This is a genomic window from Thermus thermophilus (assembly GCF_019974155.1).
Lineage (GTDB): Bacteria > Deinococcota > Deinococci > Deinococcales > Thermaceae > Thermus > Thermus thermophilus_C.
The window spans coordinates 1,114,007-1,128,146 of record NZ_AP025158.1 but is presented as its reverse complement, the minus strand read 5'-3'; the positions used below and the strand labels follow the sequence as shown (position 1 = coordinate 1,128,146).

Annotated in this window: 15 protein-coding genes and 1 pseudogene; 11 read left to right on the top strand and 5 right to left on the bottom strand. The window is 69.7% G+C overall.

The features are described from left to right. The first annotated feature begins 1 nt into the window (after nt 1). The gene (locus tag TthTMY_RS06075; RefSeq protein WP_096410635.1) at nt 2-1,207 is read left to right on the top strand and encodes a thiolase family protein; all 1,206 of its coding nucleotides are present in this window, start codon (nt 2-4) and stop codon (nt 1,205-1,207) included. Nucleotides 1,208-1,265: 58 nt separating this feature from the next. On the opposite strand, the gene pxpB is transcribed toward TthTMY_RS06075, so the two are convergent. Genes pxpB through TthTMY_RS06060 form a run of 3 tightly spaced genes read right to left on the bottom strand, consistent with a single transcriptional unit; the run spans nt 1,266 to nt 5,036 of the window. Then, nucleotides 1,266-2,762 carry a 5-oxoprolinase subunit PxpB gene (gene pxpB / locus TthTMY_RS06070; protein ID WP_223903082.1) on the bottom strand — a complete coding sequence of 499 codons (1,497 nt, stop codon included), beginning with the start codon at nt 2,760-2,762 and terminating at the stop codon, nt 1,266-1,268. A gap of 4 nt (nt 2,763-2,766) precedes the next feature. After that, the gene (locus TthTMY_RS06065) at nt 2,767-4,632 is read right to left on the bottom strand and encodes a DHA2 family efflux MFS transporter permease subunit (RefSeq protein WP_096410634.1); all 1,866 of its coding nucleotides are present in this window, start codon (nt 4,630-4,632) and stop codon (nt 2,767-2,769) included. Beyond that, nucleotides 4,629-5,036 (bottom strand): MarR family winged helix-turn-helix transcriptional regulator, encoded by a 408-nt coding sequence (locus TthTMY_RS06060; protein WP_096410633.1) that lies wholly within the window; start codon nt 5,034-5,036, stop codon nt 4,629-4,631. Before TthTMY_RS06060 ends, TthTMY_RS06065 begins: the two co-directional genes overlap by 4 nt. Nucleotides 5,037-5,123: 87 nt before the next feature. Between TthTMY_RS06060 and TthTMY_RS06055 the strand changes: the two genes are divergently transcribed. From TthTMY_RS06055 to TthTMY_RS06025, 7 genes are all read left to right on the top strand, one after another. Next, complete coding sequence (locus TthTMY_RS06055; RefSeq protein WP_223903537.1) at nt 5,124-7,262, top strand: diguanylate cyclase domain-containing protein; 2,139 nt, start codon at nt 5,124-5,126, stop codon at nt 7,260-7,262. A gap of 34 nt (nt 7,263-7,296) precedes the next feature. Continuing rightward, the gene (locus TthTMY_RS06050) at nt 7,297-7,749 is read left to right on the top strand and encodes a hypothetical protein (RefSeq protein ID WP_096410632.1); all 453 of its coding nucleotides are present in this window, start codon (nt 7,297-7,299) and stop codon (nt 7,747-7,749) included. After that, a complete protein-coding gene (locus TthTMY_RS06045) occupies nt 7,659-8,138 on the top strand; it encodes a hypothetical protein (protein WP_096410631.1) in 480 nt (159 codons plus the stop codon). The genes TthTMY_RS06050 and TthTMY_RS06045 overlap by 91 nt, the downstream gene beginning before the upstream one ends. A gap of 96 nt (nt 8,139-8,234) precedes the next feature. Then, nucleotides 8,235-8,726 (top strand): winged helix-turn-helix domain-containing protein, encoded by a 492-nt coding sequence (locus TthTMY_RS06040; RefSeq protein WP_157745769.1) that lies wholly within the window; start codon nt 8,235-8,237, stop codon nt 8,724-8,726. A 68-nt stretch (nt 8,727-8,794) separates the two neighbouring features. Then, nucleotides 8,795-9,271, top strand: coding sequence for an IS630 family transposase (locus TthTMY_RS06035; RefSeq protein WP_229365135.1), 477 nt, complete (start codon nt 8,795-8,797; stop codon nt 9,269-9,271). A gap of 163 nt (nt 9,272-9,434) precedes the next feature. Continuing rightward, entirely contained in the window at nt 9,435-10,412 is a 978-nt protein-coding gene (locus TthTMY_RS06030; protein ID WP_096410630.1) for a PAS domain-containing protein, read from the top strand. Then, entirely contained in the window at nt 10,376-10,771 is a 396-nt protein-coding gene (locus tag TthTMY_RS06025; protein ID WP_229365134.1) for an HD-GYP domain-containing protein, read from the top strand. Before TthTMY_RS06030 ends, TthTMY_RS06025 begins: the two co-directional genes overlap by 37 nt. Here TthTMY_RS06025 and TthTMY_RS06020 read toward each other — a convergent pair. Beyond that, nucleotides 10,768-11,691 (bottom strand): carbohydrate kinase family protein, encoded by a 924-nt coding sequence (locus tag TthTMY_RS06020; protein ID WP_096410629.1) that lies wholly within the window; start codon nt 11,689-11,691, stop codon nt 10,768-10,770. The two genes, TthTMY_RS06025 and TthTMY_RS06020, sit on opposite strands and share 4 nt — an antisense overlap. Nucleotides 11,692-11,710: 19 nt before the next feature. Between TthTMY_RS06020 and TthTMY_RS06015 the strand changes: the two genes are divergently transcribed. Continuing rightward, nucleotides 11,711-12,697, top strand: a complete 987-nt coding sequence (locus TthTMY_RS06015) for a lipocalin family protein (RefSeq protein ID WP_223903081.1) — start codon at nt 11,711-11,713, stop codon at nt 12,695-12,697. 332 nt (nt 12,698-13,029) lie between these two features. Here the strand turns inward: TthTMY_RS06015 and TthTMY_RS06010 are convergent. After that, nucleotides 13,030-13,536: pseudogene (locus TthTMY_RS06010) on the bottom strand (aldehyde dehydrogenase family protein); the annotation flags it as partial. A gap of 168 nt (nt 13,537-13,704) precedes the next feature. On the opposite strand from TthTMY_RS06010, the gene TthTMY_RS06005 reads away from it, so the two are divergent. Beyond that, nucleotides 13,705-13,926 carry a DUF1902 domain-containing protein gene (locus TthTMY_RS06005; RefSeq protein WP_096410628.1) on the top strand — a complete coding sequence of 74 codons (222 nt, stop codon included), beginning with the start codon at nt 13,705-13,707 and terminating at the stop codon, nt 13,924-13,926. Next, the gene (locus tag TthTMY_RS06000; RefSeq protein ID WP_011174237.1) at nt 13,926-14,120 is read left to right on the top strand and encodes a type II toxin-antitoxin system HicA family toxin; all 195 of its coding nucleotides are present in this window, start codon (nt 13,926-13,928) and stop codon (nt 14,118-14,120) included. Before TthTMY_RS06005 ends, TthTMY_RS06000 begins: the two co-directional genes overlap by 1 nt. The last annotated feature ends 20 nt before the right edge of the window (nt 14,121-14,140 follow it).

Sequence of the window (14,140 nt, the reverse complement as noted above, 5' to 3'; positions counted from 1 at the left end):
CATGCCCGAAGCCTGGATCGTGGAAGCCGTCAGGACCCCCATCGGCAAGCACGGGGGGGCCCTGGCCTCCGTGCGCCCAGACGACCTCCTGGCCCATGCCCTCTCCGCCCTCATGGAGCGCGCCGGCGTCCCCAAGGAGGAGGTGGAGGACGTCTACGCGGGCTGCGCCAACCAGGCGGGCGAGGACAACCGCAACGTCGCCCGCATGGCCCTCCTCCTCGCCGGCTTCCCCGTGGAGGTGGCGGGTTGCACCGTAAACCGCCTCTGCGGCTCCGGCCTGGAGGCCGTGGCCCAGGCGGCAAGGGCCATCTGGGCCGGGGAGGGCAAGGTGTATATCGGAAGCGGGGTGGAGTCCATGTCCCGCGCCCCCTACGCCGTCCCCAAGCCCGAGCGGGGCTTTCCCACCGGCAACCTCGTCATGTACGACACCACCCTGGGCTGGCGCTTCGTCAACCCCAGGATGCAGGCCCTCTACGGCACGGAGAGCATGGGCGAGACCGCCGAGAACCTGGCGGAGATGTACAAGATCCCCCGGGAGGAGCAGGACCGCTTCGCCCTCCTCTCCCACCAAAAGGCGGTGCGGGCCTGGGACGAGGGGCGCTTCCGGGAGGAGGTGGTCCCGGTGCCGGTGAAGCGCGGCAAGGAAGAGGCCCTGGTGGAGGTGGACGAGGGCCCCAGGCGGGACACCTCCCTGGAGAAGCTCGCCGCTCTCCGGCCCGTCTTCCGCGAGGGGGGCACGGTGACCGCGGGGAACTCTAGCCCCCTAAACGACGGGGCGGCGGCCGTGCTTCTCGTCTCCGACGACTACGCCAAGGCCCACGGCCTGAGACCCCTCGCCCGCGTCCGCGCCATCGCCGTGGCCGGGGTCCCCCCAAGGATCATGGGCATCGGCCCCGTGCCCGCCACCAGAAAGGCCCTGGAGCGGGCAGGCCTTAGCCTCTCCGACCTCGGCCTCATTGAGCTCAACGAGGCCTTCGCCGCCCAAAGCCTCGCCGTCCTTCGGGAGTGGGGCCTAGACATGGAGGACCCCCGCCTCAACCCCAACGGCGGAGCCATCGCCCTGGGCCACCCCCTGGGGGCCTCCGGGGCCCGCATCCTCACCACCCTGGTCCACGAGATGAGGCGGCGAAAGGTCCAGTTCGGCCTCGCCACCATGTGCATCGGCGTGGGCCAGGGCATCGCCGTGGTGGTGGAGGGGGTGGGCTGAGTCCTGGGCCCCTCCCCTTCCCGGGGGCTGGAAGGGGGTCTTCGGCCATCTTGTGCTTTTATTCACGATTATATTCGCTTGTGAAGTATATCTCCACCCCAGGCCGGACCTGCCCCAGGAGCCAGAGGTCCCGGGGGTCCACCAGGGCGGGCTTGGCGTACCCCCCCAAGCTCCCCTTGTCGGCGAGGAGCACCAGGGGCCTCCCCGAGGGGGGCACCTGGACCCCGCCGAGGGGAGTGGGCTCGGAAAGCCCCTCTCCGCCAGGGACCTCCGGCCCCGAAAGCTCCACCCCCACCCGGTCCGCCCGCACCACCCGGAAGGGGCCGGAGCCAAGGGCCCTAAAGGCCTCCCCCGAAAACTGGGGCCCGGGGAGGAGGCGGAGGCGGAAGGCCTCGGGGAGCGGGCGCTGGGGGAAGGCCCTCCCGGGGCGGACCGGGCGAGGCGCCTCCAGGCCCAGGAGATCCCCTGCCCTCAAGGGCCTCCCGATCCTCCCCCGAAGGTCCGGGGAGGCAGAGCCGAGGAAGGGCCGGACCTCGAGGCCCCCCGCCACCGCCAGGTAGCCCCGCACCCCCGGGCCCCGGGGGCGGAAGCGGAGGGTCTTGCCCCGGGGCCAGAGGAAGCTTCGCCCCGGGGGGATCTCCTCCCCTTCCAGAAGGGCGACGAAGCCGTAGCCCGCGAAGGCCGCCACCAGGTCGCGGAGGGCGGTGAGGACGGGGCCTTTGTAGGCGAACTCCAAGAGGGGCGCCCCCTCCCCGTTTCCCACGAGCCGGTTGGCCAACCGGGCGGAAGGGGCGTCCAGGGGACCGGAGCGGGCAAGGCCGAGGTGCCCCCCGAGGAAGCGGCCCCCGTCCACCACCAGGTCCAGAAGCCCGGGCTCCTCCACGAGGAGGGCGGGAAGCCTGGGCTCCTCGGGGAGGAGCTCCAGGGGACGGGGCTCGGGCGGCGTGGGCCCCTCGGCCTCCAGGAAGCGCACCCGGTCCCCGGGGCGGAGGAGGAAGGGCGTCTCGCGGTGGGGGTCGTAGACGGCCACCAGGCTGGTCCCGAGCAGGTTCCAGCCCCCGGGAGAGGGAAGGGGGTAGATCCCCGTCTGCACCCCCGCCACGGCCACGGCGTGGGCGGGCACCCGGGGCCTCGGGTGGGGCTTCCGGGGAAGGCGCAGGGCGGGCTCCACCTCCGCCAGGAAGGGGAAACCCGGGGTAAACCCCAAGGCGTAGACGCGGTAGAGGGGCTTTTGGTGGAGGGCCTTCACCGCCTCGAGGGAGAGGCCAAGGCGGGAGGCCACCTCGGGGAGGTCCTCCCCGTCGTAGCGCACGGGGATCTCCACCACCCGCCCCTCCTCGGTCCGCTCCTGGGGAAGCCCCTTAAGAAGGCGCAAAAGCCACCCTCGGGAAAGCCGCCTGGGGTCGTACTCCAGGTAGAGGACGCCGTAGGCGGGCACGGCGTCCAGAAGCCCGGGAGGCGGGGCGCGGAGGAGGGCCTCGGCCAGAGCGAGGGCCCTGCGGTTCGCTTCCTCAACGACCCCCTCGCCGAAGCGCAGGTAAAAACCCCGGACCACCCCCTCACTCTACCGGAGCGGGCCTCCCCTTGAGCTCCCGGTCGGGAAGGAGGAGGACGAAGACCAAGGCCCCGAGGATGAAGAGGGCGCTATAGAGGAAAATCCGCCGCAGGGCCTCGGTGATGCCGAGGCTCAGGGCCTCCTTGAGCCGGGCCTTCGCCGCCTCGAGGCCCGCCACCGCTTGCCGCGTGGCCTCCTCCAGAGCCCGCGCCTCAGCCTGGGCCAAGGCGGCCTCCACCGCCCCGGGCCCCAAGGCGCCCTGGGGGGCGCGGAGGAAAGCCTTCAGGTCCTCGGGGAGGGCGGGGTCCTGAAGGAGGGCCCTCCGCGCGGCCTCGTCCCCGGAAAGGGCAGCCCGCACCTCTTCCTCCAGGGCGGCGAAGCGGGCGGGGATCCCCCCGGGGGGCAGGCCCTGGAGGTAGGCCTTGGGGACCATGGGGTCCTGAAGGAGGGCCCGGTAGGCCGCCTCGTCCCCACGGAGGGCGCGGGCGAGGAGGTCCTCGAGGCGGGCGAACTCCCGGTCCAGGTCCAGGGCCATCCCCTCCCCCACCCGGGCCATGGAAGGCGCGGAGGCCCCGGCGGGGAAGGCCTGGGCGAGGTGGGCGCTCAGGTTTCCCGAAAGCACCGTGCCGAGAAGGGCGATGCCCATGGTGGAGCCGATCTGGCGCATGAACTGCACGGCGCTGGTGGCGCTCCCGATGCGGCTCATTGGAACGTCGTTCTGGGCGGCGATGTTGAGGAGGCTTTGCGCAGGCCCTAAGCCCAGGCCCACCAGGAAGAAGAGGAGGACCGCCAGCCAAAGGGGGGTGTCCACCCGGAGGACGAAGTGGAAGGTGAGGAAGAGGAGGAGGAGGAAGAGGGCACTCCCGAGGAGGAGGGCCTTGTACCGCCCCAGGCGGGCGGAAAGCTGCCCGCCTCCCACGCTCCCCAGGACCACGCCCAAGGTCAGGGGCAGGACCGTGACGCCGCTTTGGCTGGCGGAAACCCCCTTCACCACCTGCAGGTAGAGGGGCAGGAAGGCCACGGCCCCCAAAAAGGCCGGGCCGTAGAAGAAGGAGGCCAAGGCGGCGAAGGTGAAGGTGGGGATGCGGAACACGGAGAGGTCAAAGAGGGGGTGCCTCACCCGAAGCTCCGCCCCCACCCAGAGGGAGAGGCCCAAGGCCGCCAGAGCGAAAAGGCCCAGGATCTCGGGGCTTCCCCAAGGGTAGGTGCTCCCGCCCCAGGAGAAGGCGAGCATCAAAGGCACCGCCCAGCCCGCAAGGAGCAAAGCCCCCAGGAAGTCAAAAGACTCCCGGTGGCTTGGGGAAAGCCTCGGCATGTAGCGGAGGATGAACCAAAGGGCCACGGCCCCCACGGGCATGTTGATGTAGAAGACCCACCGCCAGGAGAGGTGGTCCGTGAGAAGCCCCCCAAGCCAGGGCCCCACCGCGGAGGAGAGGCCGAACAGGGCCCCGAAGACCCCGGCGAGCCTGCCCCGCTCCCTGGGGGGAAAGAGCACGGCGATGGTGGTGAGGGCGAGGGCGAAGAGGGCCCCGCCCCCCAGCCCCTGGAGGCCGCGGAAGAGGATGAGCTCGGCCATGTTCTGGGAGAGGCCCGAAAGGGCCGAGCCCAGGAGGAAAAGGAGCACGGCCACAAGGAGGATGCTCTTGCGGGAGAAAAGCTCCGTGAGGCGGCCGAAGATGGGGGCGGACACGGTGGAGGCCAGGAGGTAGCTGGTGGTGACCCAGGCGTAGTACTCCGCCCCCTTAAGCTCGCCCACGATGCGGGGCATGGCCGTGGAGACGATGGTCTGGTCCAGGGCCGCCAGAAAAAGCCCCAGCAGGATGCCCACCATGGTGTAGCGCACCTCTTTGGCGTTCAGGGTAGGGTTCATTCCGCGTCCTCCTCCAGTTTGGCGAAAAGGCGCAAAAGCTCCGCCCGCTCCTCCTCTCGGAGGCGGGAGGCCCGCCGGGCGAAAGCCTCGGCCATGAGGGCCTCCGCCCGCCTCAAAGCCTTCGCGCCCTTGGGCGTGAGCCGGAGGCGGTGGCGGCGGAGGTCCTCCGGGTCCACCTCTCGGGCGAGAAAGCCCGCCTGCTCCAGCCGGCGCACCATATGGCTCACCGTGGGCGGGGGGAGGCCCATGGCCCGGGCCGCCTCCGAGGGGTAGGGGCGCTGGGAGAGCACCTTGAGGAGCCAGGCCTCGAGGCCCGAAAGCCCCAAAGGCCCAAGCCGCGCCTCCACCTCCTGGCGCAGAAGCCGCTGCAGGCGGAAGAAGCGGGCGAGGAGCTCCCAATCCACGGGCGGCACTTTATTTCATACGAAACTTTTTGAATGTGAACCACCGCACCCTCCCCCGCTCCCCAAGCCGAGGCCGTGGTAGCATGGGTGGCCGTGGGCCTCGTAGCGAGCGTCTTCGGGCTCGGAGCGGGGCTTGTCGCCGTGGGCCTCGCAGGCCTCCTCCTCGCGTTCCAAGGGGCCTTGGACCTCCCCTCCCTCGCCGCCCTCCTCCTCGCCGCCCTCCTCGCCGAGGAGGTGGGGAGAAGCCTGCGCCAGGCCCACCGCCGGGCCAAGCACCTGGCCCAGACCCACAGGCTCCTCGCCGAAGCCCTGGAGGCCCTCCCCAAGGCCCAGAACCGGGAAGAACTCCTGAAGAGCCTCCCCGAACGCCTCGCCCGCCTCGGGGAGCGGGGGCACGTAGGGGTGTGGGTGCCCGAGCGGCAAGCCCTCCGCCTCCTCGCCGCCCACCCCCCCCTTTCCGTACAGACCATCCCTTACGGGGGCGTGGTGGGCCGGGCCTTTCGGGAGGGGAGGCCCGCGTACGTGCCCGACGTGCGCCGGGACCCGGACTACATCGCCCCCCCGGACCACAAGGCCCTCGCCGAGCTCGCCCTGCCCCTTCGGGAAAGGGGGGAGGTGGTGGCCGTCCTCAACCTGGAGCGGGACCGGCCCTTTCCCGAGGAGCTCCGGGAGGGCCTGGAGCGCTTCGCCCAGGCGGTGAGCCTCCACCTGGACCGCCTGGCCGACCTGCGGGAAAGGAGGCTGCAGGCCGAGCTGGCGGAGAGGCTGCAAAGCGCCCCCACCCTGGCCCAAGCGGCGGAGAAGGCCCTGGCCCTCCTGGTGGAGGGGCTAGGCCTCGAGGCCGGCGCCTTCTTTGAGGTCCGGGGCGCCCGCATGGTGAGCCTCGCGGCCTACGGCGTGGAGGAACCCGCCCTCCGCAAGGTCCTGGAGGAGGGCCTCCCGTACGGGGTAGGCCTCGCCTGGAAGGTCTACGAGACGAGAAGCCCCCTTTTCACCGCCCGCTACGCCGAGGAGGCCCGGGTGGTGCCCGCCCTCAAGGCCCTGGACTGGCGCACCTTCGCCGCCCTCCCCGTCCCCACCCCGGGGGCGCCCCGGGCGAGGCAGGTCTTTGTGGTGGGCCAGAGGGCGGAGAGGCTTTGGCGGAGAAGCGAGGTGGACCTCCTCCTCCTCGCTTCCCGCACCCTGGGCCTTGGGCTGGAACGCCTCACGGAAAAGGCCCGGCACGAGGCGGTCAACCGGATCTTCCTGGAGCTTTTGGAAAAACCTCCGGAGGAGCTCTACCAGGCGGTCCTGGAAGAGGCCATCCGCCAGGTCCCGGGGGCGGAGGCGGGAAGCCTCTTGGTCTGGGAAGGCGGGGCCTACCGCTACAAGGCGGCCCACGGCTACGACCTGGAGGGCCTAAAGGCCCTGGCCTTCACCCGGGAGGCCCAGCTCAAATGGTACGGCCTGGGGGAGGAAAAGGCCCGCCAAGGGGAGCCCCGCCTCCTCAGCGTGGAGGAAAGGCCCATCGCCGAGATCAGCCACGAGACCGCCCCGCCCGAGGTCATAGACACCGCCGGGAAGGCCCAGGAGATCCAGGCCAACCTCTGCCTCCCCATCCCCTACAAGGGGGAGGTCCTGGCCTACCTCAACCTGGACAACCTCCACGACCCCAAAGCCTTCGGCGAGGACTCCCTGGAGGCCGCCCGCTTCTTCGCCGCACCCCTCGCCACCCTCTTCCACGAAAGCCGCACCCGGAAGCTCCTGGAGGAGGCCGCCCTCACCGACCCCCTCACGGGCCTGCCCAACCGGAGGGCCTTTGAGCGGGCCTTCCTGGAAGAGCTCAAGCGGGCGGAGCGCTACGGCTACCCCCTCGCCCTCGCGGTCATGGACCTGAGGGGCTTCAAGCAGGTGAACGACCGCCTGGGCCACGCGGTGGGCGACCTCGCCCTCATGAAGGTGGCGGAGGCCCTGGAGGGGCAAAGGCGGAACGGGGACCGGATCTTCCGCTGGGGCGGGGACGAGTTCGCGGCCCTCTTCCCCCACACCGGGAAGGAAGGGGCCCTAAGGGCCGCCCTCCGCTACGCCCGGGCCATAGAGGCCCTCTGCTTTAACGGGCTTTGCCTCGGGGTCAACATCGGCCTCGCCGCCTTCCCCGAGGACGGCAGGACCCCCGACGAGCTCCTCTCCGCCGCCGACACCCGCATGTACCAGGCCAAGGCCCAGGGGCTTTCCGTCCTCGCCTGACCCAGGCCCGGTGTGGACTATAGGCGGTCCGGTTATGGACGGGTTACAAGCCCACCGCTTAGCGGAAGCCCTCCTTCCCCTTCTCCGGGAGGGGCTTTCCGGGCTTCCCGAGGCGCTAAGGGCCCTTGGGGAAGGGCTTCGGGCCCACCGGGCCTACCTCTTCCGCCTGGAGGAGCGGGAGGGCCGATGGTACGCCTCCCAGCTCGCCGAGTGGGCGGGGGTAGTGGCCACACCGCAGATCCAAAACCCCGCCCTGCAGAGCCTGCCCATGGAAGAGGCGGGGTATGGCCGCTGGCTTCGGCTTTTCCGAGAGGACCGGGCGGTGGCCGGCCCCGTACGCGCCTTCCCCGAGTCCGAGCGGCCCCTCCTCGAGGCCCAGGAGATCCAAAGGTGCCCGTGCGGGTGGACGGGGCCCTTTGGGGCTTTCTGGGGGTGGACGACTGCCAGCGGGAACGGAGCTTCGGCCCGGAGGAAGAGGCCTTCTTGAGGACGGTGGCCGAGGCCCTGGCCCGGGTCCTGGACCTCTTCGCCCGCCATCACTCCCTGGAAAGGCTCCTCGCCCAGACCTCCTTCCACCTGGCCCGCTTTGACCGCAGGGGCAGGCTCCTCTGGGCCAACGCCCCCTTCCGGGAGGCCTTCCTCCAACCCCCACCCCTCCCCCTGGCCCAGGCCCTGGCCCACCCCGGCCACCCCCAGTCGGCCACCCTCCAGGGGTGGGAATGGACCCTCCTGGCCATCCCCGGGCCCGGGGGAGAGGTCCTCGAGGTCTTCGCCCTCGGCGTGGACGTGCGGGAGCGCCTCGAGGCCCAGGCGAGGGAGGCCCGCTGGAACGCCTTCCGCAAAAACCTCCTGCGAGGCCATCGCGGAGGGCATTGAGGACGAGGCCACCTTGGCCTACCTGAAGAACCTGGGCTTCCTCCCGGGGCAGGGCTAATAAGAACTCCCCCTGGGTTTTTCTCTTAGTATGGGGTCATGCAGCTGACCAAACACCAACGCCGCCCCCGGCTGGAACTCAAGCTGCGGCATCACCCGGACAACCTGCACGCCCTCTACCGGGAAAGCGAAGACCCCGTGGAACGCGCCCGCTGGCACGCCATCTGGCTCCTCGCCACAGGCCACTCCATCCCCCAGGTGGCCCAGACCCTGGGCTACTCCACCCGCTGGGTCCGCAACACCCTCCACCGCTACAACGAAGGCCAGCCCCCCTTGCTCTCCCCGGAGCTTCAGGAAGCCTTCCGCCAGGCCCTCCTCCAGCCCCATCCCCAGGACGGGATATGGACGATAAGGAACGCCGCCGAGTGGCTCTCGGAGAGGCTGGGCCGTCCCGTGGACCCCAGGCGGGCCTGGACCTGGATGAAGCGCCTGGGCTTCGCCCCCCTCCGCCCCCGTCCCCGGCACCGGGAGAGGGACGTGGAAGAGGGGGAGGCCTTCAAAAAAAACTCTTCTTCACCGTCGTCCTCCTGAAGTGCCTCTTCCCCTGGCTTGTCCTGGAGCTTTGGGCTTTTGACGAACACAGGTTGGGCCTGAAGCCCGTGTACCGGCGGGTGTGGGCGCCCCGGGGGAAGACGCCCCTGGCCTGGGTGCGGCCGCGGTACCGGTGGCTTTACGTGTACGGCTTCGTGCGCCCGGGTACGGGGGAGAGCGAGTTTTGGCTTTTGCCCACGGTGAACGCTGTGGTCTTCTCGGAGGTGCTAAGGCGCTTTGCCCGGTTGCGTGGGGCTGGGGAGGGGAAGCTTTTGCTTTTGGTCTTGGACCGGGCGGGGTGGCACGTGTCGGGGCGGGTGGAGGTGCCGGAGGGGGTGGGTTTGGTCTTCCTGCCGCCCTACTCTCCCGAGCTCCAACCCGTGGAGCGGGTGTGGCCTCTGGTGGACGCGGTGGTGGCCAACGGGCGGGTGGAGACGGAGGAGGAGCTTTGGGCGAGGGTAGAGGCCCGGTGCGCCTACCTGCAGACCCAGCCGGGCCTAATTCGGAGCCATACCCTCTTTCACTGGTGGCCGGGAGGATGCTGAGGGAATGGATCAGGGGGATTTCTTATAAGTGGCTGCACGTTGATTTCGCAACATGGGTCGCCCGAAATAAGGCTTGGGAAGGTCCTTTTGGGGCCCCCACCGCGGCGAAAGCCGCGGTGGGGTACTTACCTCTGGGGGCGCCTCGAGCCCCTAAAATAGGGGCGTGAGCCCAGGAAGCCCCCGGAAGATCGCGCTTTTCTACGCCCTCTTCTCTCTCGCCTGGATCCTGGGAAGCGACCGGCTCTTCCTCCTCCTCTTCCCCGAACCCCAGGAGCTCACCCGCTGGCAGACGGGGAAGGGGCTTACCTTCGTCTTCCTCTCCAGCCTCCTGATCTACCTCCTCAGCCGGAGGGAAGCGCTGGCCGAAAGCGCGCGAAGAAAGGCCTTGGAGGCCTCGCAAAGGCGCCTCCACGCCCTGGTGGAAAACGGCCGCGAACTCATCTACCTCATCGGCCCCCAGGGCCAGGTGCTCTACGCCTCCCCCAACGTGCGCCATGTCCTGGGCTACGACCCGGAAGGGCACACCCGCGAAACCTTGTTCATCCTGGACTTCGTCCACCCCGAGGACCGCCCCTACGCCGAGGCCGCCCTGGAGGACCTCCTCCGCCACCCCGGGGAAACCCGGGAGTACCGCTTGCGCCTCCTGGACGCCTGGGGACGGGTGCGGGCGGTGCGGGTCTGGGGGAAGAACCTCCTGGAAGACCCTGCGGTCAGAGGGATCGTCATCAATGTCCACGACGAAAGCGAGCTGGAAGAAGAGCGCGCCCGGCTAAAAGGTGTGCTGGAAGCCCTTCCGGGGGCAGTCTACCAGGTCCGGGTGGAGGAAGGCCAGGACCCCGCTTACGCCCCCTTGGTCTACGCCACCCCCAGGCAGGCATGGGAGGTTTTGGGCCACCCGGCGGAAGCCCTCCTAGAAGACCCCGCCTTTCTCTTCGCCAAGGTCCACCCGGAGGACCGGGCCAAGGTGGAGGAGGCTGTGCGCCGGGCCGTGGCCCACCCGGGAGAGGTCCAGATCGCCACCTACCGCTTCCTCCACGGGCAGAAGGGAACCTACGTCTGGCTCCGGGACACCCTGATTTACGGCGCGGGGCCATTCTCCACGACGTGGGCAAGATCGCCATCCCCGACAGCATCCTCTTAAAGCCCGGCCCTCTCACGGAGGAGGAGGAGGAGTGGCGGGTGATGAAGCTCCATCCCGTCTACGCCTACGAGTGGCTCTCCGGGATCCCCTTCCTCAAGAAGGCCCTGGAGATCCCCTACGCCCACCACGAGCGCTGGGACGGCTCCGGCTACCCGAGGGGGCTAAGGGGCCTGGAGATCCCCCTCTCCGCCCGCATCTTCGCCGTGGTGGACGTGTACGACGCCCTCACCTCGGACCGGCCCTACCGCAAGGCCTGGCCCAAGGCGAAGGCCCTGGCCTACCTCCGGGAGCAGGCGGGCAGGCAGTTTGACCCCGAGGTGGTGGAGGCCTTTCTGAGGCTCATGGCCGAGGAGGCCTAGCCCGCAAGCCACCGGGCCCGCCAGGCGGCAAGGCCCTCCTCGGGGAGGCCCGCCCCCCGGACGGTGCAGGCCAAGGCGGCGAGGGCTACGGCCCCTTCCAAAGCCTTCCGCAGGCCCTCGAGGTCCAGGCCCTCCAGAACCCCCCTCCCCCTGCCCCGCCTGAGGAGGAGGGCAAGGAGGCCTGCCGTGAAGGTGTCCCCCGCGCCCACGGTGTCCACCACCCGCACCCGCACCCCGGGAACCCGCACCTCCCCCTCCCCGAGGAAGGCCAAGGCCCCCTCGGGCCCGAGGGTAAGGACCTTGAGCCTGGGAGGGAGGCGGCGCACGGCCTCCAAAGGCGCCTCGGGGAAGAGAAGGCGGGCGTCCTCCAAGGAGAGCTTCAGGAGGTCCACCCGCCCGAGGTAGGCTTCCACCCGGGCCCTTTCCTCGGGCGAGGGGAGGCCCCTGAGGTTGGGGTCGTAGGAAAGGAGGGCCCCCGCCCTCCCGGCCTCCTCCAAAAGGGCGGCCACCCCTTCCGCGGTGCGGGCCTCGAGGGCGAAGAGGGAGCCGAAGTGGAAGGCCCCCACCCCACGAAAGGCGCCGGCCTCCGGCCGGAAGGGGGCCTGGAAGGGGCGGTGGAAGCTGTAGCGGGCGTTCCCCTCCGGGTCCAAACGGACGAGAGCCAAGGGCATGGGACCGGGGTGGCGCTGAAGCTTCGGGTTCAGGCCCCTACGGGCCATCTCCGCCTCGCTCCAGGCGGAAAGCCAGTCCTCCCCCACCTCGGAAAAGAAGCGAACGGGGTAGCCGAGCCGGGCGAGGACCGTGGCCGTGTTCAGGACCGAGCCGCCCAAGATCCCGGTGAAGGCAAGGGGGCTTTCCCCCTCCAAGACCAAGTCCACCAGGCTTTCCCCCACGAGGGCGATCGCGGGCTTCTCCCCCATGCGGCTATTATGGACGAAGATGCGCCCTCTCCGGACCGCCTGGCTTGCCCTCCTCCTCGCGGCCTGCGCCCCCGTCCTCCTCGCCGTGGACCCGGGCCGCCTCCCCGATCCCAAGGACTGGGACCCCAAGCCCGCCCAACTGGAGTGGTGGTACGCCTCGGGGTGGGTGGAGCCCTACGCCTTCCACTTCGCCTTCTTCAAGGCCTACGCCCCGCCCTCCTACCGCATCCTGGGCCTCCCCGGGAGCCTCTTCGGGCCCTTTCACGCCGCCCACCTCGCCCTCACCGACCTCCGCACCGGGAAGCGGCGCTTCTTGGAGGTGGCGGACCAAGACCTCTTCGCAAAGAGGGGCGAGGCCCTGCCCGGCCCGCAGCTGGACCTCATGGGGTGGCGGTTTTACCGGGAGGGGGAGGGGTTTCGCCTCGAGGCGCCGGGCGTGGACCTCCGCTTCCGTCCCCTGAAGCCTCCCGTGGTCCACCCCCCCTCGGGCACTGCGGAAACGGGGCGGATGCACTACCAGTCCTACACCCGGGTCGCCGCCTGGGGGGAGGTCCTGGGGGAGGAGGCGCGGGGGGAAGCCTGGCTGGACCACCAGTGGGGAGAACAGCTCTCCGGGCTTGCCGCCACCTGGGACTGGTTCGGCCTCCACCTCTCCGACGGCTCCGAGCTCATGGCCTACCGGGTCAAGGCGGCCTCGGGACGGGTGGTCCAGACCCTGGCGAGCCGGGTGGACCCCCTAGGCCACAGGGAGGACCTCGTCCTGGACTTCCTTCCCTTGGAGACCTGGACGAGCCCCTCGGGCCGCGCCTACACCCTGGCCTGGCGCCTGGAAGGGCCAGAACTCGCCTTGGTCCTGAGGCCCCTCTTCCCCGAGGGGGAGATCCTCTCCCGCACCACCCGGGTAGCCTACTGGGAAGGGCCCGTGGCGGGGGAGGGCCGCTTCAGGGGCTACCGCGTCCGCGCCCGCGGCATGGGCGAGTTCGTGGCCGGGACCTTCCGGCCGTGAGGTTTTTTACACGGTTTTCACACCCTCCCCCTACCTTGGAAGCAGAAAGGAGGTGGGTTGGGGGAAGCCCCTCCCCCCGGAGGCCGCCAAGGCGGTCCTTCTTACCCTGCTGGAAGCGCGGGAAGGAAGCTTTGAGTTCCTCCCCCAACTCCGTCCCCAGCACCGGGTACGCCTCAACTGGCCCACGGAAAAGGCCCTCCTTTCCCTCGGTCCCCCTTCACGACGAGCTTAACCGCTACCGAGACCAGCTTCCCGGTCCCCAGGCCCGCTTCCGTCTCCAAAGGAACCTCCCAGAAGACGCCCGGTACCGAGGCTTTCTGGAAAAGGCCGCCCCCCGCGGCCAGGGCCGGGGCCACCTTGCGGGTCACCATGGCCGCGGGGAAGTTCCAGGGGGTGATGCCGTAGACCGGCCCCACGGGCTCGTAGCGCACCAGGATCCGCTTGTGGGGAAACTGGGAGGGGACCGTCTCCCCGTAGACCCGCTTCGCCTCCTCGGCGTACCACTCCACGAACCCCGCGGCGTAGGCCACCTCGGCCCTCCCCTCCTTGAGGGGCTTCCCCATCTCCAGGGCCATGAGCCGGGCGAGGGGCTCCTTGTGTTCCAAGATGCCCTCGTACCAGCGCCTGAGGACCTGGGCCCGTTCGTAGGCCGTGGCCCGGCCCCAGGCGGGGAAGGCCAAAACCGCCTCCTCCAAGGCCTCCCGCGCCTCCGCCTCCCCGCAGTCCGCCACCTCGGCCAGCACCTCCCCCGTGGCCGGGGAGACCACGGGAAACCTCCGCTCCAAGCGCCGCCACGCCCCACCGATGAGGGCCTCCGTGGGTGCTTCCTTGACCTCCATACCCCAAGCCTACCCGAGAAGGGCGTCTCCCACCGTAAGACCGCGGCCCCTTAGATCCGGAAGACCTTAGGGGGGTAAGGGCTCTTGAGCTCCTCAATTCGGCCCTGGCAAGGCTAAGACTTAGGGCTTCAACTACAACAAGGGAAGCCTAGGTGTATCCTAAGAGCTATGCACACCCTGAGGGTGCGAGCTTTTTGGGACAGGGAGGCAGCGGTCTGGGTGGCGGAAAGTGAGGATGTACCTGGGCTCGCCACCGAAGCCGAAACCTTGGAGGACCTGATGGCCAAGCTTACGGTCATGGTACCGGAGCTTCTTGAGGAGAACGGTGTAGCCGTGGAGTTCCCGGTAGAACTTCACCTTGAAGCTACCCGGCCCCTAGTCTTCTCCTGATGGCCGACTACGCTCCAGAGGTCAAGCGCCTCCTTCGGGAGGCGGGATGCTACCCCGTGCGTCAGGGCAAAGGGGACCACGAGATCTGGTTCAGCCCCATCACGGGCCGCAAGTTCGTGGTGGACAGCAAGATAAAGTCTCGCCACACAGCCAACGCGGTCTTGAAGCAGGCTGGTTTACCGAAAAAGTTTTAGGGCTTTGCTGTCCATCGTAA